The following is an 18,435-nucleotide window of genomic DNA, read 5'->3' as shown; positions in this document are numbered from 1 at the left end:
GGCTTTCCCTTACGGTCATTATTCTCCCGATAGAAATGAGAAAAACGACCATAAGGTCGGACCAACAGAGTGAGGAACTCAACATGTCGAACGAACTGGAATATCTGAGCCGGCGCGTTGCGTCCGGCAAGCTGAGCCGTCGCGATTTTCTCGGCCGGGCGGCAGCGCTCGGTGTCACCGCAACCTTCGCCAACTCGCTGCTTTCAAACGCGGCGCGTGCCGCAGGCCCGGTCAAGGGCGGCACGCTGAAGGCCGGCCTGGTCGGCGGCTCTTCGGCCGACAGCCTCGATCCGGCCCTGTTCCTGACCCAGGTGCCGTTCGCCTTCGGCAAGATGTGGGGCGAACTGATCGTCGAGCTTTCCCCGGAAGGCACTCTCGAGAACCGCATCGCCGAGGAGATCGGCTCGTCGGACGACGCCAAGACCTGGACGCTGAAAATCCGTGACGGCGTCGAATTCCACAATGGCAAGACGGTGACCGCCGAGGACGTGGCCGCCACGCTCGAACGTCATTCGGACGAAAAGTCGAAGTCCGGCGCACTCGGTTACATGAAGGGCATCGAGAGCATCAAGGTCAGCGGCAAGGAAGTCGTTCTGACGCTGAAGGAGGCCAATGCCGACCTTCCTTATCTGCTCAGCGACTACCACCTGATCATCCAGCCGAACGGCGGCAAGGACAAGGCCGACGCCGGCATCTCGGCCGGGCCTTACAAGGTCACTACCAACGAGCCTGGCGTGCGTCATGGCGGCGAGCGTTTCGCCAACTACTGGCAGAGCGACAAGATGGGCCATGCCGACCAGGTCGAGGTCATCGTCATTAACGATGCCACGGCGCGGACGGCCGCCCTGCAGGGCGGACAGGTCAACATGATCAACCGCGTCGAGCCGAAGATCGTCGACCTGATCAAGCGTCTACCCGGCGTCACCATCCGCAACCATGCCGGCCCTGGCCACTACGTCTTCATCATGCACTGCAACACCGCGCCATTCGACAATAACGATCTGCGTATGGCGCTGAAGCTGGCGATCGACCGCGAGGAGATGCTCGACAAGATCCTCAGAGGCTACGGCTCGCTCGGCAACGACTTCCCGATCAATGCGGCATACCCGCTGTTTTCCGATGATATCGAGCAGCGCAAATACGATCCCGACAAGGCAAAGTTCCACTTCAAGAAGTCGGGCCATGACGGCTCAATCTTGCTCAGAACATCGGACGTCGCCTTCCCGGGCGCTGTCGACGCCGCGCAGCTCTATCAGCAGAGCGCGGCCAAGGCCGGCATCACGCTGGAGATCAAGCGCGAGCCGGGCGACGGCTACTGGAACGAAGTCTGGAACAAGCAGCCCTTCTGCGCGTCCTACTGGGGCGGACGCTCGACGCAGGACCAGATGTATTCGACTGCCTACCTGTCGACGGCCGACTGGAACGATACGCGTTTCCTGCGTCCGGATTTCGACAAGATGGTGCTGGCGGCACGCGCCGAGCTCGACAACACCAAGCGCAAGGCGATGTATCGCGACATGGCGATGCTCGTTCGCGACGAGGGCGGCCTCATCCTGCCGATGTTCAACCAGTTCATCGACGCGACGGGCGCCAAGGTTGCCGGCTGGGTCGACGATCCGCATCAGGAGCTGATGAACGGATACGCTCTGGCAAAGTGCTGGCTCGAAGCCTGAGCCCGGCCTTGCGGATATGTCCTCACCCATCGTGAAACTTGTGGCCCAGCGCATCGCGCTGGGCATTCTGCTGCTGTTGGCCGTTTCGGTCCTGATCTTCGCCGGCACCCAAATCCTGCCCGGCGACGTCGCGCAAGCTATCCTCGGACAGTCGGCGACCCCGCAGTCGCTCGCCAATCTGCGCGAGCAGCTCGGTCTCAACGATCCGGCCTATATCCGCTATTTCCGCTGGCTCGGCGGCGTGCTCACCGGCAATCTCGGCACGGCGATGTCGAGCGGGCAAGATATTGCGACCTCGATCAAGGGGCGGCTGTGGAATACGTTGTTCCTCGCCTTCTGGGCGGCGATCGTGGCGGTGCCACTGGCGATCATCCTCGGCCTGATCGCAGTGCGCTACCGCAATGGCTGGGTCGACAAACTGATTTCCGGATTGGCGCTCGCCTCGACGTCCTTTCCCGAATTCTTCATCGGTTATGTGCTCGTCTATTTCTTCGCCGTGAAGTACCAGATCTTCCCGGGCATCTCGACCGTCTATGACGGAATGCCTTTCGGCGAACGCATTCTGGCGATCACGCTGCCGGCGGCGGCGCTGACCCTGGTGGTGCTCGCCCATATGATGCGCATGACGCGCGCCGCGATCCTCAACGTCATGCAGTCTGCCTATGTCGAGACGGCGGAGCTCAAGGGGCTGTCGGCCTTCGCCGTCATTCGCAGGCATGCCTTTCCCAATGCGATTGCACCTATCATCAACGTCGTCATGCTCAACCTCGCCTACCTGATCGTCGGCGTTGTCGTCGTCGAAGTGATCTTCGTCTATCCAGGCATGGGGCAGTATCTCGTCGACCACGTCACCAAGCGCGACGTGCCGGTGGTGCAGGCGGTGGGGCTGATCTTTGCCGCCGTTTACATCAGCCTGAACATCATCGCGGACATAGCGGCGATCGTCGCCAACCCGCGCCTCAGACATCCGAAATGAGGGGGCGGGTATGCTCGTCATAAAACGCATCCCCATCCCGGCGCTGATCGGGCTAGTGCTGACGGCATTGTTCGTGCTGGCGGCGATCTTCGCGCCATGGATCGCGCCGCATGGAAATGGCGAGATCATCGGCGATGTCTGGGAACCAATGTCGGCGACGCATTGGCTGGGCACCGACAATCTCGGCCGTGATCTGTTGTCGCGCATGATTTACGGCGCCCGCATCACCCTGTTCATCGCGGTGCTGGCGACGGCGCTGTCGTTCTCGCTCGGTGCCATCCTCGGCTTCTCGGCCGCGGTGTTCGGCGGCTGGTTCGACACGCTTCTGTCGCGTCTCGTCGATCTCCTGATGTCGATCCCGACATTGATTATGGCGCTTGTCGTGCTGTCGGTGCTGCCATCCAATTTGGTGACGCTGATCTTGGTCATGGGCGTTCTGGATTCGACCCGCGTCTACCGCCTGTCGAGGGCGGTCGCCGTCGACATCAACGTCATGGATTATGTCGAGGCGGCCAAGCTGCGCGGCGAAGGCAGCGGTTGGATCATCTTCCGCGAGATCCTGCCCAATGCGCTGTCGCCGCTGGTTTCTGAACTCGGCCTGCGTTTCATCTATGCCGTACTGTTCCTGTCGACGCTCTCCTTCCTCGGCCTTGGCGTGCAGCCGCCTAGCGCCGATTGGGGCGGCATGGTCAAGGAAAACAAGGACGGCATCGTCTTCGGCATAGCCGCCGCCCTCATTCCGGCGGCGGCGATCGCCGCACTGGCGATTTCCGTCAATCTGGTCGCCGACTGGGTGCTCAACCGCACGACAAGCCTGAAGGGAGGACGCGGGTAATGGCTGACAAGCAACCGAAGCCCGGGCAACCGAAGCCCGGGCAACCGAAGTCCGGCGTGCTGCTCGACATTCGCAATCTGCGCATCGAGGCCACGGTATATCCGCCGGGTGAGGCGCCGAAGAACATCGTGCTGGTGCACGATGTCTCGCTGACGCTGGAGAAGGGCAAGGTGCTTGGCCTGATCGGCGAGTCCGGCGCCGGCAAATCGACCATCGGCCTGTCGTCGATGGGCTACGGCCGCGGCGGCGTGCGCATCACCGGCGGCGAGGTCATCCTCAATGGCCGCGACATCCTGAAGGGCGGCAACGAAGGGTTTCGCAAATTGCGCGGCCGCGAGGTCTGCTATGTCGCGCAATCGGCGGCAGCCGCTTTCAATCCGGCGCACAGGCTGATGGACCAGGTGGTCGAGGCAGCACTCCTGCACGGCACGGCGACGCGGGCCGAAGCCGAAAAGCGCGCCGTGGCGCTGTTCAAGAAGCTCAGCCTGCCGAACCCCGAAAGCATCGGCGAGCGCTTCCCCCACCAGGTCTCGGGCGGTCAGCTGCAGCGCGTGATGACGGCAATGGCGCTGTGCTCGGAACCCGACCTGATCGTCTTCGACGAGCCGACCACGGCGCTCGACGTGACGACGCAGATCGACGTCTTGGCGGCGATCAAGGATGCCATCCGCGACACGCATGTCGCGGCGCTCTACATCACTCACGACCTTGCCGTCGTCGCCCAGGTCTCGGACGAGATCATGGTGCTGCGCCACGGCCGGCTGGTCGAATGGGGCGGCACCCGCCAGATCATCAAGGAGCCGCGCCAGGAATACACCAACGCGCTGGTTTCGGTGCATGAGATCGAACACCAGGAGCAGAAGCCTGGCACGAGCCCGTTCCTGTCGGTCAAGAACATCACCGCCGCCTATGGCCGCAGTCACATCAAGGTGCTGAAGAACGTCTCGATCGATATTTTCCCCGGCCAGACGCTGGCGGTGGTCGGCGAGTCCGGCTCCGGCAAATCGACACTGGCGCGCGCCATCACCGGCCTCTTGCCGCCCGAACAAGGCACCGTCACCTTCGACGGACGGCCGCTCGCCAACCGGCTTGCCGACCGGCCGAAAGAGGATCTTCGCCAACTGCAGATGATCTACCAGATGGCCGACGTGGCGATGAACCCGCGCCAGACGGTCGGCACCATCATCGGCCGGCCGCTGGAATTCTATTTCGGTCTGCGCGGAAGGCAACGTGACGCCCGTGTCGCGGAACTGCTCGACAAGATCGAAATGGGCAAAGGCTATGTCGACCGCTATCCGGCCGAGCTTTCGGGCGGCCAGAAGCAGCGCGTCTGCATCGCCCGCTCGCTCGCCGCAAAGCCGAAGCTGATCATCTGCGACGAGGTGACCTCGGCGCTCGATCCGCTGGTCGCCCACGGCATACTGGAGCTGCTCCTCGGGCTGCAGAAAGAGGAAAACGTCGCCTATCTGTTCATCACCCACGACCTGGCCACGGTCAAGTCGATCGCCGATTCAATCGTCGTGATGTATCGCGGCGAAGTGGTGCGCTACGGCGCCAAGAGCACCGTGCTGACGCCACCCTTCGATGCCTACACCGATCTTTTGCTATCGTCGGTGCCAGAAATGGAGATCGGCTGGCTAGAGAAAGCGATCAAGGGACGGCGCATGGCCAGCGCGGGGAACTAGCGGGCCGCCCTTTGCGCTCGACGATCCTGTCCGGGCGTGGATTGAACGGCAGGCCCGCCCTGACTTTTCCGATTAAGCCGCATGGAGGCGCCCTTGGCGCTCAACACAAAACTATTGCTCATCATCCTCGACGGCGTGCCTTACCGGAACTGGCGACGGCTGATGGGCAATCTCGAAGGCTGGGTGCAATCAGGCGAAGCCCGCGTGTGGAAGATGCGCTCCGTGCTGCCGTCGACCTCGGCATCCTGCTATGCCTCGATCCACACCGGCGTGCCGCCTCAAGTGCACGGCATCCTGTCCAACGAGAACCGGTTTCGCGTCGAACAGCCGGACATCTTTTCCGAAGTCAGCAGGGCCGGCGGCAAGACCGGTGCGGTCACCCACTCCTACTGGTCCGAATTCTTTCGGGCCTATCCGTTCGACCTGGTCGAGGACATGGAGTTCGACCAGCCGGGCAGGCCGATCAGCCATGGCCGGTTCCACACCATGACCGGCTACAATGCCAGGAACCAGATGACGCCGAGCGACGTCGACCTGTTCGCGACGTTGACCATGCTGACCAGGCGCTACGGCATCGACTACGGCATCCTGCACAGCTGCACGCTGGACTCGATGGGCCACCGCTTCGGCCATGACTGCCACGAGATGGATCATGCCGTCTATGCAATGGACGCCATGCTCGCCGGCTTTCTGCCGCGCTGGCGGGAAGCCGGCTACGAGGTGATCGTCACCGCCGATCATGGCCAGACCGATCGCGGCCATCATGGCGGCCACGACGAGGAGATGCAGGATTTCGCACTTTACTACTTCGGATCCGGCGAGGGTCCGGAAGCCAATACGCTGCTCGATCAGCTGCAGCTCGCGCCGACGGCGCTTGCGCGCCTCGGCGTGCCGGTGCCGGCGACGATGAAGGCCGAGCCATTCCTGAGCTGAGCGCGCCCTCTTCTCCCTCTGGCAACGCTCCCGCTCTTCAGTTAGCCTCCGCAAATATACGGGCGGATGCGGTGAACCTTTTTGGGCCGATCAGCGACAGAGCAGGCAGGAGCCAGGCGGCTCGACCGGCGATGACGGCCGCGGAGACCGATCGCGCGCTTGTCGAGCGGGTCGCGAAAGGTGACCGTGCCGCCGTGCGGCTCCTGTTCATGCGCCACCACGCGCGGGTCTACCGCTTCGTGGCACGCCAGACGGGATCGGAACTGATGGCCGACGATATCGCGAACGAGGTGTTCCTCGAACTCTGGCGGCAGGCACCGGCCTTCGAGGGGCGCTCGGAGGTCTCGACATGGCTGCTCGGCATTGCCCGCTTCAAGGCGCTGTCCCTGCTGCGCAAGAAGAAGGAAGACTGGATCGACGACGATGACGCGGCCCAGGTCGCCGACGGCGCCGACACGCCGGAAGTCGTGACGATGAAGGAAGACAAGGCCGCCGCCTTGCGACGCTTTATCGATGCCATGCCGGAAGAGCACCGCACGGTGATCGACCTTGCCTATTATCACGGGCAATCGGTGAGCGAGATCGGCGAGGTACTCGGCATCCCGGTCGCAACGGTCAAGACCAGGATGTTCTACGCCCGCAAGAAACTCGGCGAAGCCCTCAAGGCCGCCGGTTACGACAGGGGGTGGCCATGAGCGCCGCTGAAAAAATGTCACGCCGCGACGAAATGGAAATGCTGCTGCCGTTTTATCTGAACGGCTCGCTGGAGGGCACCGAGCTCGAAGCCATCGAGGAATGGCTGGCGAGCGATCCGGCGGCGATGGCCGCACTAGGCGAGGCCGAGGCCGAATTCTCCGGCACCGCTGCCGCAAACGAGGCAATCCGCCCGCCGGCCGATGCGCTCAGCCGCTTTGCCAAGGCGCTCGACGCCGAGGCCGGCCCGTCCCGCGCGCCTGCGGCATCGTCCTGGCTGGCGCAAGCCTGGAGCCGCTTCATGGCGGTGCCCGCCGGCGTCGCCTGGGCCGCGGCCGCGGTGCTGCTGGCTCTGGTCGTCGTGCAGTCTTTTGTGCAGACCGGCAACAGAGGTGGCGATTTCGAGATTGCCAGATCGGAGGACGATCTGGCCAAAATGCCGTTTGCCCTTGTGAAGTTCAAACCGGATGCGAAGCTGTCCGACATCATCGTTTTTCTCGACCAGAACCAGTTGAAGATCGCCGGCGGGCCGACCGCCGACGGCGTCTTCCGCCTCGGCGTTCCGGCCAAGACCGCCGCCGACTATCAGAAGCTGCTTGGCCTTATTGCCGCCCAGCCTTTCACCGAAGCTGCGCTGGAGGGAAGGAAACCGGCTGATGGCGGCTGAGGCGGTCATTCGATTGACGGCAGCGATGACAATCTTCGCCGCGTCCGCAATGGCGCAGACCAATGACCCGAACCTCACCCAGGCTGAGATCGACTGCCTGAACCGGGGAAATGCTGCCAACGCCGACTGCGCCAAGGATGGCGGCGCCGTGAAGGATGGCGGCAAAGCGCTGGCTCCTGGAATAACGGGCGCGGTGTTTCTTCCGGACTTGATTTTCGACCTGTTCCCCAATCCTGCCGTAGTCACCGAGGCGCTATACCTCCTGGCAATACTGCAACCCCACCCGCCGTCGCGCCGGCAATACAGGCTGCCGCGCCGGGCGGTCCGGTCGTAGCACCCACCGATCTTGTCGCAACCGAGCCGCCGCGCGCCGTGATCGGCGATTTCGTGCCCGACGAGGTGCTGGTCACGGTCAATGGCGATGCCGGCGCGGTCCAGCAGATCGCGGCCTCGTTCGGCCTCGAGATACGCTCGCAGCGGCAGTCGCGGCTGCTCGGCAACACGCTGGTGCGCTTCGGCATTCCCGATGGCCGCCCGGTCGGCGTCGTGCTGGCGCAACTTGCCGCCGACGGCCGTACTTTGCGGCGTGAGGCCAACCACGTCTACTCGCTGCAGCAGGCGGCCAGCATCGTCAATTATGCGTTCGAGCGCATTGCGCTCGATGCCGACAAAGCCAGCGGCGAGAATGTGCGCGTCGGCGTCATCGACACCGGCATCGATGACGGCAATCCGGCGCTCTCCGGCGTCATCGCCGGGCAGTTCGATGCCATGCCCGACGTGCCGATCAAGGCGCGCGACCACGGCACTTCGGTCGATGGACTGATTGCCGGCACCGGCGCGTTCAAAGGCATGGCGCCGGGTGCCAGGATCTATCACGCCCGCGCCTTCGAGGGCGGCAAGTCGACCATGGACGTCATCCTTTCGGCGCTCGACTGGGCGGCGGAGCAGGATGTCCGCATCATCAATATGAGCTTCGTCGGTCCGAAGAACGACCTGCTCGGCATCGCCTGCCGCAATGCGCGCGCGTTTGGCATCGTGCTGGTTGCGGCCGCCGGCAATAACGGACCGAAGGCGCCCTATGGTTATCCGGCCGCCTTCGACGGCGTGATGGCGGTGACGGCCACCGATGCCAAGGACGGGCTGATGCCGCAGGCCAATCGCGGCGCCTATGTCTTCATCTCCGCTCCCGGCGTCGAGATGGTGGCGCCGAGCGGCGCCGGCTCGGACGTGGTGACCGGGACGTCCTTCGCCGCAGCGATCGTGACCGGCGCCGTCGCCAACCTGTTCCATGCCGCACCCGACCGTTCGGCCGACTGGGTCGAGAAAGCACTTGCCGTCACCGCAAGGGATCTCGGCGCGAAGGGGCGGGACAATGATTTCGGCTTTGGCCTGCTGAATACCAAGGCGGCCGAGGCGGCGAAGGAATAGCCCGCTCAAGTCGCGTTTTGCTGAGGACGTAGCAGAAAATAGAATGCGGCGATGTGCGTTATCATCAGCAGCGGTACGTAGATGATCGGGATCGCGTAGGTGGCGCCCAGTTCGCCTGCGCGTGCAGGAAGGCCGATCTGAATGGCGTGGTAATAGTCGACGATGAGGTCGACCGTCCCTGCGACATTGAAGGCGACGACCAACGGCCAGAAGAGCGGGCGTATCCTCACCGTGAGCAGCGCCAGCATGGCCAGCACGCCAGTCGCGAAATCGCCGTAGGCGGCGAATACGGCGAAGTCGGTGGGCAGATTGGGGCTTACGTAACCATGAAGACGAGCCCGAAGAAGCGGAAGCTGTGCAGCGTGGCGATGGCGCGTTGCGCCGCGACCCGGTCCATCGACCTGAGCCACGGCAAACCGTACGCGCCGAAGCAAAGCAGCCACGCGACATAGCCGAGAGCAAGATGGGTTTGGAACACCATTTCCGTGGACATTTGGCCTTCTCTCAACAGTTGATTCACGCGGCTTTAAGCCCGCTACCGCAATTCGACTATCCGGTGTAATCACAACAACCTATGAAGCAGAACTACACAGTCCGACATGGTGCGCTGGAGGGCATCGAGGCGTTCCTGGCCGTCGCCAGGCGCCGTAACTTCCGCCGTGCCGCCGCCGATCTCGGCGTGACGCCATCCGCCGTGAGCCAAGCGGTGCGCGCGCTGGAAGCCCGCCTGGGCACGCCGCTGTTCGTCCGCACGACGCGGAGCGTTGGTTTAACCGAGCCTGGCCAGCGATTCCTCGACCGGGCCGGCCCTGCATTCGAGGAGATCGTCGCGGCCGGCGAGGCTGCCCGCGATATCGGCCAGCGGCCGACCGGTCTGCTGCGCCTGTCTGTGCCCCGCGCCATCGTGCCGCTGATGCTGGAGCCGCTGCTCGCGTCGTTCTGCCAAGCCTATCCTGAGATCGAACTGGAGATCGCCGTGAGCGACCAGATGGTCGATCTGGCGACCGGCGGGTTCGATGCCGGTATCCGCCTCGGCCAGCTCATCGCCGCCGACATGGTCGCGGTGCGGCTGACCCCGCCGTTCTCGTTCGTGGTCGTCGGCAGCCCTGACTATCTCGAGCGCTACGGCCGTCCCGAGCGTGTCGACGACTTGCGCCACCATGCCTGCTTACGCTTGCGCCGCTCGAATGGCGCTATCGCGCCCTGGTCCTTCATCGACGGCAACGGCGCAATCGAAGCGGTCGTCTCAGGCCCGCTGATTGCGCACGACTATTCGACATTGGTCGGGGCTGCGATGCGGGGCGTCGGGCTGGCGCAGACACCGCGACCACTCGCCGAAGGTCTGATAGCCGAAGGAAAACTCCAGTCGGTGCTGGACAGCGTCGCCACGACGACGCCGGGTGTCTTCCTTTATCATCCCGGCAAGCGCCAAGTCCTGCCGAAGCTGCGCGCCTTCATCGATCACCTCAAATCCGCGGCCTGAGACCAGGACGCACTCGCTGGTGCTGGCCAACAGCCGCCAAGAGTCGACCTCGGCCGTTCAGAGTGATTGCCTCTAGGCCGGCGCGCCGGCGACCGATCCCCTGACCACCAGGTCGACCGGCCAGACTTCGCCGCGAGCGCCCTCCTCCAGGCCGGAAATCCGCGCCGCCAGCCGTTCGGCGATGCGCGCGCCGGCGAGGCGGATCGACGAACGCGTCGTCGACAATGGCACCGAAAAATTTTCCGGCTTCAGCCAGGGAAAGACGTCGTCATGGGCGATCAGCGACAGGTCGCCCGGAATGGTCAGGCCGAGATCGCGCACCGCGCGCACCACGCCGAGCGCCATGATCAGGCTGGAGCAGGCGATCGCCGTCGGCGCGTCGCTTTGTTCCAGCAAGCGCCGGGCGGCGCGGTAGCCGTTCTCCTCGGTCATGGTGAGCGAACAGACATACTGATCACGAAGCACCAGGCCGCTCGCCGCAAGCGCGCGGCGCACGCCGCGCTCGCGATGGATGGCGAAGGTCTCGCGATCGTCGCCATTGATCAGCGCCAGACGCCTATGACCGAGCTGAACGAGTAGCCGCGCCGCCTCGTGGAAGGCGCCCTCATTGTCGATGTCGGTGAACGGATAGTCGAAATCGAAGCCTTCGCTGCGGCCATGGACGATGAAAGGAATGCCGAGCGTATTGACCAGCGCCACCCGCCGGTCGGCCGGCCTCGGCGACGAGATATAGACCGCGTCGACCTGCCGGTTGGCGACAATGCGGCGGTACGTCGTCTCCTGGTCGTCGGCATCGGCCGGTGACAGCACCAGGTCGAGCTCGTGCGAACGCGCATAGTCGCCGAGGCCGGACAGGAACTCGACGAAATGCGGGTCGATGTCGACGGTCGTCCCCGTCGGCAGCACATAGCCGATCATGCCGGTCTTGCCGGTCGCCAGCCGGCGGGCGCTCGGATTGGGGCGATAGCCGTGACGCTTGGCGGCATCGACCACCCGCCGGCGCGTTTCCTCGTTGACTTCCGGGTAGCCGTTCAATGCGCGGCTGACCGTGGTCTGCGAAAGCGCCAGCACATGGGAGAGCTGCTTGAGGTTCACCGGAGGCCTCCAAACCTCAAAGCGCTTTTAATCTGAATCGAGCTGGCTGCTACGAACCGCGTTGCCGAGCGCACTGACCATACGCACGGTTCGGACCGGTTTGAAGCCGAATTTGCTGCTGCACCGCCAGAAAACTGTGCTGCAGCGCACTTTCGCTGGCACTCGACCGCAGAAATTAAATCGATTAGCTTGGCTTCCTCTTGACTCGCGATCAATTCAGTGGCGAGATCAAAATCACCAAAGCGCTTTGGAAGACTCTACGAAAGGTTGCAGTTCCTTTCCGACTGAGTCACAGTCCTGCAGCGCCGGCGGACGGAATGGAGGTTTCGTTCGGTGTTTGTCACCACTGGGAGGGAATACCGATGAAGAAAATGCTTCTGCTGGGCGCTGCGTTTGCCACGCTTGCGCTCGCCATGCCGGCGCAAGCCGAATTGAAGTTCAAGCCGGGCGAAGATCCCCGTTTCAACTGGGCGAACTACGAAGAGCTCAAGAAAGTCGACCTCAAGGGCGAGACGCTGACGATCTTCGGACCGTGGCGCGGCGAGGACGAAGGGCTTATCCGCACCGTCCTCGATTACTTCTCCGAAGCCACCGGCGCCGAGATCAAGTACTCCTCGTCGGAGAATTACGAGCAGCAGATCGTCATCGACACGCAGGCCGGCAGCCCGCCCAACATTGCCGTGCTGCCGCAGCCGGGCCTGATCCAGGATCTGGCATCGAAGGGCCTTTTGACGCCGCTCGGCGACGACACGGCCAACTGGGTCAAGGACAATTACGGCGCCGGCCAATCCTGGGTCGACCTCGGCACGTTCAAGGACAAGGACGGCAAGCCCGGCTTCTTCGCCTTTCCGTATAAGGCCGACGTGAAGTCGCTGGTCTGGTACTCGCCGGACAATTTCGAGGAAGCGGGCTACAAGGTGCCGAAGACGCAGGAAGAGCTTGCCGAGCTCGAAAAGAAGATCATCGCCGACGGCGGCACGCCATGGTGCATCGGGCTTGGTTCGGGCGGCGCCACCGGCTGGCCGGCGACCGACTGGGTCGAAGACATCATGCTGCGCACCCAGACGCCCGAGACCTACGACAAATGGGTTAAGAACGAAATTCCGTTCAACGATCCGGCAGTGGTCAACGCCATCGACATTTTCGGCAAGATCGCGACCGACGACAAGATGGTCGAGGGCGGCGCCAAGGCGGTTGCGGCGACCGATTTCCGTGACAGCCCGAAGGGCCTCTTCTCGGTGCCGCCGAAATGCTATCTCCACCACCAGGCATCGTTCATCCCGACCTTCTTCCCGCAAGGCACCAAGATCGGCGAGGATGCCGACTTCTTCTATTACCCGCCCTACGCCTCCAAGCCCGAGCTCGGCACTCCGGTGCTCGGCGCCGGCACGCTGGCCATGATCACTAAAGATAGCAAGAGTGCCCGCGCGTTCATCGAATTCCTGAAGCTGCCGCTCGCTCATGAGATCTGGATGGCACAGGGCGGCTTCGTGACGCCGTTCAAGTCGGTCAACAAGGACGCCTATGCTAGCGACGCGCTGAAGAAGCAGGGCGAGATCCTGGCCAACGCCTCGACCTTCCGCTTCGACGGGTCCGACCTGATGCCGGGCAAGATCGGCGCCGGTGCGTTCTGGACCGGCATGATCGACCTGGTCGGCGGCAAGTCCGCCCAGGACGTCGCCACTGACATCCAGAAAAGCTGGGACGCGATCAAGTAAGCGGCCGGCTTGAGTTCCCAATGTGATGTGGTCCGGGCCTCAAACGGCCCGGACCTTATCCGGTGTTGGCGTCGCGTCGATTGTCGTGAGCACAACGCATTCCGGCATGACGCGCGCCCAGTGACCTGCTTTCCGGCTGGTCGCGCTCCAGACAACTGAATCGGCGCATGATCCCGTCGCCAAAAGCCATTCTCGACTGGCGGATCCGTGCGCAGGGGGAGGGACCCATGGCGGCTCAGATTTTTTCGGCGATATTCGTCATCATCATCGGCGTGGGCGGCTGCGTCGCCTATTTCTGGGGCGCCAACAAGGCACTCGACACGATCTTTCCGGCGCGCGGCGTTTCCGGCAAGGCGGCGATTAACAATCTGCGCCGGCAGGGGGTGATCCGACCCTGGCTGTTCGTCGGCCCGGCGATGATCATCCTCACCATCTACCTGATCTACCCGGTGGTGGAGACACTGAGGCTGTCGTTCCTCGATCGCGGCGGCGCCCATTTCGTCGGCTTGGCCAACTATCAATGGGCGTTCGGCGACCGCGAGTTCCGCAACTCGATCCTCAACAACATCATCTGGCTGGCGGTGGTGCCGGCCGCCTGCACCTTCCTCGGGCTGATCATCGCCGTGCTCACCGACAAGATCTGGTGGGGCACCATCGCCAAGAGCCTGATCTTCCTGCCGCTGGCGATCTCGTTCGTCGGCGCCAGCGTCATCTGGAAATTCATCTACGAATATCGCGGCGACGGGCAGACGCAGATCGGTCTGCTCAACGCCATCATCCAGTATTTCGGCGGCCAGCCGCAGGTCTGGATCTCGCTGCCGTTCTGGAACAACTTCTTCCTGATGGTCATCCTGATCTGGATCCAGACCGGCTTTGCCATGGTCATCCTGTCGTCGGCCTTGCGCGGCATTCCGGAAGAGACGCTGGAAGCCGCCGTCATCGACGGCGCCAACCCTTTCCAGATCTTCTGGAAGATCATGGTGCCGCAGATCTGGGGCACCATCGCCGTGGTCTGGACCACCATCACCATCCTGGTGCTGAAGGTTTTCGACATCGTGCTGACCATGACCAACGGCCAGTGGAACAGCCAGGTGTTGGCCAATCTGATGTTCGACTGGATGTTCCGCGGCGGCGGCGATTTCGGCCGCGGCGCCACCATCGCCATCATCATCATGATCGCGGTCATTCCGATCATGGTCTGGAACATCCGCCAGGCGAACAAAGAGACGGAAGGACATTGAGATGGCCGCGTCGACCGGAAAGTCCTTTGTCAGCCGTTTCGGCGTCCATATCGCCGTCTTCATCTTCGTTGCGATCTGGACGATTCCGACGCTCGGCATTCTGGTCTCGTCGCTGCGCGACAAGGATCAGATCATCGCTTCGGGCTGGTGGAACTCGTTCACCAGTTCCAGCCAGACGGAAGCCGGACGGCTGCCGCCCGCCTCGGCGCAAGTCGAGAAGGACGGCAAGTTCGTTCTGCAAGGCAATGTCTTCGGCGACGGTCCGGCCCGCAACATCAGCGCCTTCGGCGTCAAGTCGGCAGCGCCGACGCAATATCCCGCCGGCACGACAGCCGATCTCGGCGACGGCGTGATCCTGCAACTCAATGCCGACGGCAGTTTCGTCATGACCTCGCCGAAGGCTTTCGAAGGCGAACGCGGCCAGCGCGTCTATTACGCCTCGTCGGCGCCGCCGAAATTCACCACCGACAATTACGACTCGGTGCTGTTTTCGGAAGGCATCGGCCGCTCCTTCATGAACTCGCTGACCGTCACCATTCCGGCGACCGTCATTCCAATCCTGATCGCCGCGTTCGCCGCCTACGCGCTGGCCTGGATGCGCTTTCCCGGCCGGGCCCTGCTCATCGCCGTCATCATTGGCCTCCTGGTCGTGCCGCTGCAGATGTCGCTGATTCCGCTGTTGAAGCTCTATAACGGCGTCGGCAGCTTCTTCGGCGTGCCGTCGAAGACCTATCTCGGCATCTGGCTGGCGCATACCGGCTTCGGCCTGCCTTTCGCCATCTATCTTCTGAGGAGCTATATCGCCGGCCTGCCACGCGAGATCATGGAGTCGGCGCGTATCGACGGCGCCAGCGATTTCGAGATCTTCGTCAAGATCGTGCTGCCATTGTCGTTCCCGGTGCTGGCCTCGTTCGCCATCTTCCAGTTTCTCTGGGTGTGGAACGATCTGCTGGTGGCGATGGTTTTCCTTGGTACCGAGGGCGACCAGATCGTGCTTACCGCCAAGCTCAATGCGTTGCTCGGCTCGCGCGGCGGCGACTGGGAGATCCTGACGACATCGGCCTTCGTCACCATCATCGTGCCGCTGATCGTGTTCTTCTCGCTGCAGCGCTATTTCGTCCGCGGGCTGCTTGCCGGCTCGGTGAAAGGAGGTTGAGATCATGCAATCCGCTTTGAAGGCCACCCCGAAGCCAGATCTCGCTATAGATCGCGACTGGTGGCGAGGTGCCGTGATCTACCAGATCTACCCGCGCAGCTATCAGGATTCGAACGGCGACGGCATCGGCGACCTCAGGGGCATGATCGGCCGGCTGGCCTACATCGCCTCGCTCGGTGTCGACGCCATCTGGATCTCGCCATTCTTCAAATCGCCGATGAAGGATTTTGGCTACGACGTGTCGGATTATTGCGACGTCGATCCGATGTTCGGCACGCTGGCCGACTTCGACGCGCTGACCGCAGAGGCGCACCGGCTTGGCCTCAAGGTGATGATCGACGAGGTGCTGTCGCACACCGCCGACATCCATCCCTGGTTCAAGGAAAGCCGGTCGAGCCGGAGCAATCCAAAAGCCGACTGGTATGTCTGGGCGGATGCCAAGCCGGACGGCACGCCGCCCAATAACTGGCTGTCGATCTTCGGCGGCTCGGCCTGGCAGTGGGACACCAGCCGCCAGCAATATTACCTGCATAATTTCCTGGCCGAGCAGCCCGACCTCAATTTCCACAGCCGCGCGGTCCAGGACGCGCTGCTCGACGTCACCCGCTTCTGGCTGGAGCGCGGCGTCGACGGCTTCCGCCTCGATACCATCAATTTCTATTTCCACAGCCAAGGCTTGGAAGACAATCCGCCGCTGCCGCCCGAGCAGCGCAACGACCAGACGGCGCCGGCCGTCAACCCCTACAACTACCAGGACCATCTCTACGACAAGAGCCGGCCTGAAAACCTCGGCTTCCTCGAACGCTTCCGCGCCTTGCTCGACGAATACCCGGCGACGGCCGCGGTTGGCGAGGTCGGCGATTCGCAGCGTGGGCTGGAAGTGGTGGCGGCCTATACGGCCGGCGGCAAGCGCGTGCATATGTGTTACTCCTTCGACTTCCTGGCGCCGGAGAAGATCAGCGCGGCAAAGGTACGCTCGGTGCTGGAAACCTTCGGCAAGGTGGCCAGCGACGGCTGGTCGTGCTGGGCCTTCTCCAACCATGACGTGATGCGTCCCGCCTCGCGCTGGGCAGCCGGCGAGCCCGACCCGACCGCCTACCTCAAGGTCATCTCGGCGCTGCTGATGTCGTTGCGCGGCTCGGTCTGTATCTATCAGGGCGAGGAGCTCGGGCTCAGCGAGGCCGAGCTCAGCTTCGAGGATCTGCAGGACCCATACGGCATCCGCTTCTGGCCCGAATTCAAGGGACGCGACGGCTGCCGTACGCCGATGGTTTGGGACGGCGCTGCCCGCAATGGCGGCTTCTCGACGGCAAAGCCCTGGCTACCGGTGCCCAGCAAGCACCTTGCGCAAGCCGTCAATGTGCAGCAAGGCGACGACGGCTCGCTGCTCGAGCACTACCGGCGCTTCCTGGCTTTCCGCCGCGCCCATCCGGCACTGGCCAAGGGTGATATCGAGTTCATCGAAAGCGAGGGCGACACCGTCGCCTTCACCCGCCGTGAAAGCAACGAGCAGATCGTCTGCGCCTTCAATCTCGGAGCAAAGCCGGCCGAAGTCGATCTTGGCGGCCGCTCATTGCAGCCCTTGCCGGGACACGGGTTTTCGGGACAGACTGGCGCCGGCACTATCCGCCTCGGCGGCTACGGCGCCTGGTTCGGGCGTATCGACTGAATTCAAGGAAGAACTGGAGGGTACACCATGGCCGATGTCACGCTAAGGCAAGTGAGGAAATCATATGGCAATCTCAACATTCTGCACGGCGTCGACCTCGACATAAAGTCGGGCGAATTCATCGTCTTCGTCGGCCCCTCGGGTTGCGGCAAGTCGACCTTGCTGCGCTGCATCGCCGGGCTGGAGGAGATCACCTCGGGCGAGCTCAAGATCGACGGCGAGATCGTCAACGACGTGCCGCCGTCAAAGCGCGGCATCGCCATGGTGTTCCAGTCCTATGCGCTTTATCCGCACATGACCGTCTACGACAACATGGCCTTCTCGATGAAGATCGGCAAGGAAAGCAAGGCCGAGATCGACAAGCGGGTGCGCCAGGCGGCCGAGATCCTGCAGCTGACCAAATATCTCGACCGTCTGCCCAAGGCGATGTCGGGCGGCCAGCGCCAGCGCGTCGCCATCGGTCGCGCCATCGTGCGCAATCCCAAGGTCTTCCTGTTCGACGAGCCGCTATCCAACCTCGACGCGGCGCTGCGTGTCGCCACCCGCATCGAGATCGCCAAGCTCAAGGAGTCGATGCCGGCCACAACGATGATCTACGTCACCCACGACCAGGTCGAGGCGATGACGCTGGCCGACCGCATCGTAGTGCTGAAGGAAGGCCATATCGAACAGGTCGGCACGCCGATGGAGCTCTACAAGCGGCCCGGCAATCTGTTCGTCGCCCAGTTCATCGGCTCGCCGGCGATGAACATCCTGCCGGCGACGATCGACAAGACCGGCAACCCGACGGTCGTCAGCCATGTCGGCGGCCGCAAGGCGACGGTGCCGATCGCAACGCCTGCCTCGGCGAAAGGCGCTGCGGTGAGCTTCGGGGTGCGGCCGGAGGATCTGATGATTGCCACCGGCGCCGACTATTTGTTCGAAGGGACGGTCGATTACGTCGAGCAGCTCGGCGAGGTCCAGCTCGTCTATGTCGACATCGGCCGCGCCGACCTGCCGCTGGTGACCAAGCTGCCGGGCAATGTCGAGGTCAAGCGCGGAGCGACGCTGCAGCTGACGGCGGACGCCGGCGACCTGCATATTTTCGACGCGGACGGGCGCTCTTTCGCGCTCCATGAAGCAGAAGCAAAGGCGGCTTGAAGCAGGCGTTCTTCCGCCATGCAAAAAACAAGAGCGGCGGGCA

14 protein-coding genes and 2 pseudogenes are annotated in these 18,435 nt (G+C 63.2%); 14 read left to right on the top strand and 2 right to left on the bottom strand.

The features are described from left to right. The first annotated feature begins 83 nt into the window (after nucleotides 1-83). The 8 genes and pseudogenes from NKI25_RS03650 (at nucleotide 84) to NKI25_RS03615 (ending at nucleotide 8,890) form a co-directional block, all read left to right on the top strand. The gene (locus tag NKI25_RS03650) at nucleotides 84-1,673 is read left to right on the top strand and encodes an ABC transporter substrate-binding protein (RefSeq protein ID WP_352590913.1); all 1,590 of its coding nucleotides are present in this window, start codon (nucleotides 84-86) and stop codon (nucleotides 1,671-1,673) included. 16 nt (nucleotides 1,674-1,689) lie between these two features. Then, on the top strand, nucleotides 1,690-2,649 hold the full coding sequence (locus NKI25_RS03645; RefSeq protein WP_352590910.1) for an ABC transporter permease: 960 nt from the start codon (nucleotides 1,690-1,692) through the stop codon (nucleotides 2,647-2,649). Between the two features lie 10 nt (nucleotides 2,650-2,659). After that, nucleotides 2,660-3,484, top strand: a complete 825-nt coding sequence (locus tag NKI25_RS03640; protein WP_352590907.1) for an ABC transporter permease — start codon at nucleotides 2,660-2,662, stop codon at nucleotides 3,482-3,484. Next, on the top strand, nucleotides 3,484-5,169 hold the full coding sequence (locus NKI25_RS03635; protein WP_352998191.1) for an ABC transporter ATP-binding protein: 1,686 nt from the start codon (nucleotides 3,484-3,486) through the stop codon (nucleotides 5,167-5,169). Before NKI25_RS03640 ends, NKI25_RS03635 begins: the two co-directional genes overlap by 1 nt. Nucleotides 5,170-5,262: 93 nt before the next feature. Next, a complete protein-coding gene (locus tag NKI25_RS03630) occupies nucleotides 5,263-6,102 on the top strand; it encodes an alkaline phosphatase family protein (protein ID WP_352634912.1) in 840 nt (279 codons plus the stop codon). Between the two features lie 131 nt (nucleotides 6,103-6,233). Further along, a complete protein-coding gene (locus NKI25_RS03625; protein ID WP_352452243.1) occupies nucleotides 6,234-6,797 on the top strand; it encodes a sigma-70 family RNA polymerase sigma factor in 564 nt (187 codons plus the stop codon). Continuing rightward, nucleotides 6,794-7,462, top strand: coding sequence for an anti-sigma factor (locus NKI25_RS03620; protein ID WP_352998190.1), 669 nt, complete (start codon nucleotides 6,794-6,796; stop codon nucleotides 7,460-7,462). The genes NKI25_RS03625 and NKI25_RS03620 overlap by 4 nt, the downstream gene beginning before the upstream one ends. Beyond that, nucleotides 7,452-8,890: pseudogene (locus NKI25_RS03615) on the top strand (S8 family serine peptidase). Before NKI25_RS03620 ends, NKI25_RS03615 begins: the two are co-directional and overlap by 11 nt. Before the next feature lie 5 nt (nucleotides 8,891-8,895). On the opposite strand, the pseudogene NKI25_RS03610 reads toward NKI25_RS03615, so the two are convergent. After that, nucleotides 8,896-9,383 (bottom strand): annotated as a pseudogene (locus NKI25_RS03610) (DUF8737 domain-containing protein). Between the two features lie 81 nt (nucleotides 9,384-9,464). Here NKI25_RS03610 and NKI25_RS03605 point away from each other — a divergent pair. Continuing rightward, nucleotides 9,465-10,373, top strand: coding sequence for a LysR family transcriptional regulator (locus NKI25_RS03605; protein WP_352590895.1), 909 nt, complete (start codon nucleotides 9,465-9,467; stop codon nucleotides 10,371-10,373). Between the two features lie 72 nt (nucleotides 10,374-10,445). Here the strand turns inward: NKI25_RS03605 and NKI25_RS03600 are convergent, their stop codons facing one another. Then, nucleotides 10,446-11,468 (bottom strand): substrate-binding domain-containing protein, encoded by a 1,023-nt coding sequence (locus NKI25_RS03600; RefSeq protein ID WP_352998189.1) that lies wholly within the window; start codon nucleotides 11,466-11,468, stop codon nucleotides 10,446-10,448. Nucleotides 11,469-11,830: 362 nt separating this feature from the next. Between NKI25_RS03600 and NKI25_RS03595 the strand changes: the two genes are divergently transcribed. The 5 genes from NKI25_RS03595 (at nucleotide 11,831) to NKI25_RS03575 (ending at nucleotide 18,392) form a co-directional block, all read left to right on the top strand. Beyond that, nucleotides 11,831-13,186: an ABC transporter substrate-binding protein gene (locus NKI25_RS03595; protein ID WP_352452249.1), complete on the top strand. Its 1,356-nt coding sequence runs from the start codon at nucleotides 11,831-11,833 to the stop codon at nucleotides 13,184-13,186. A gap of 227 nt (nucleotides 13,187-13,413) precedes the next feature. Further along, nucleotides 13,414-14,427: a carbohydrate ABC transporter permease gene (locus NKI25_RS03590; protein WP_023680221.1), complete on the top strand. Its 1,014-nt coding sequence runs from the start codon at nucleotides 13,414-13,416 to the stop codon at nucleotides 14,425-14,427. A gap of 1 nt (nucleotide 14,428) precedes the next feature. After that, nucleotides 14,429-15,583 (top strand): carbohydrate ABC transporter permease, encoded by a 1,155-nt coding sequence (locus tag NKI25_RS03585; protein ID WP_352701678.1) that lies wholly within the window; start codon nucleotides 14,429-14,431, stop codon nucleotides 15,581-15,583. Nucleotides 15,584-15,587: 4 nt separating this feature from the next. Continuing rightward, nucleotides 15,588-17,252, top strand: a complete 1,665-nt coding sequence (gene bglA, locus NKI25_RS03580; protein ID WP_352697178.1) for a beta-galactosidase BglA — start codon at nucleotides 15,588-15,590, stop codon at nucleotides 17,250-17,252. A gap of 27 nt (nucleotides 17,253-17,279) precedes the next feature. Further along, entirely contained in the window at nucleotides 17,280-18,392 is a 1,113-nt protein-coding gene (locus NKI25_RS03575; RefSeq protein WP_352998188.1) for an ABC transporter ATP-binding protein, read from the top strand. Nucleotides 18,393-18,435: the final 43 nt, after the last annotated feature.

This window comes from Mesorhizobium sp. M0808 (assembly GCF_040320025.1).
Classification (GTDB): Bacteria; Pseudomonadota; Alphaproteobacteria; order Rhizobiales; family Rhizobiaceae; genus Mesorhizobium.
This window is presented reverse-complemented; position numbering and strand designations above follow the sequence as displayed.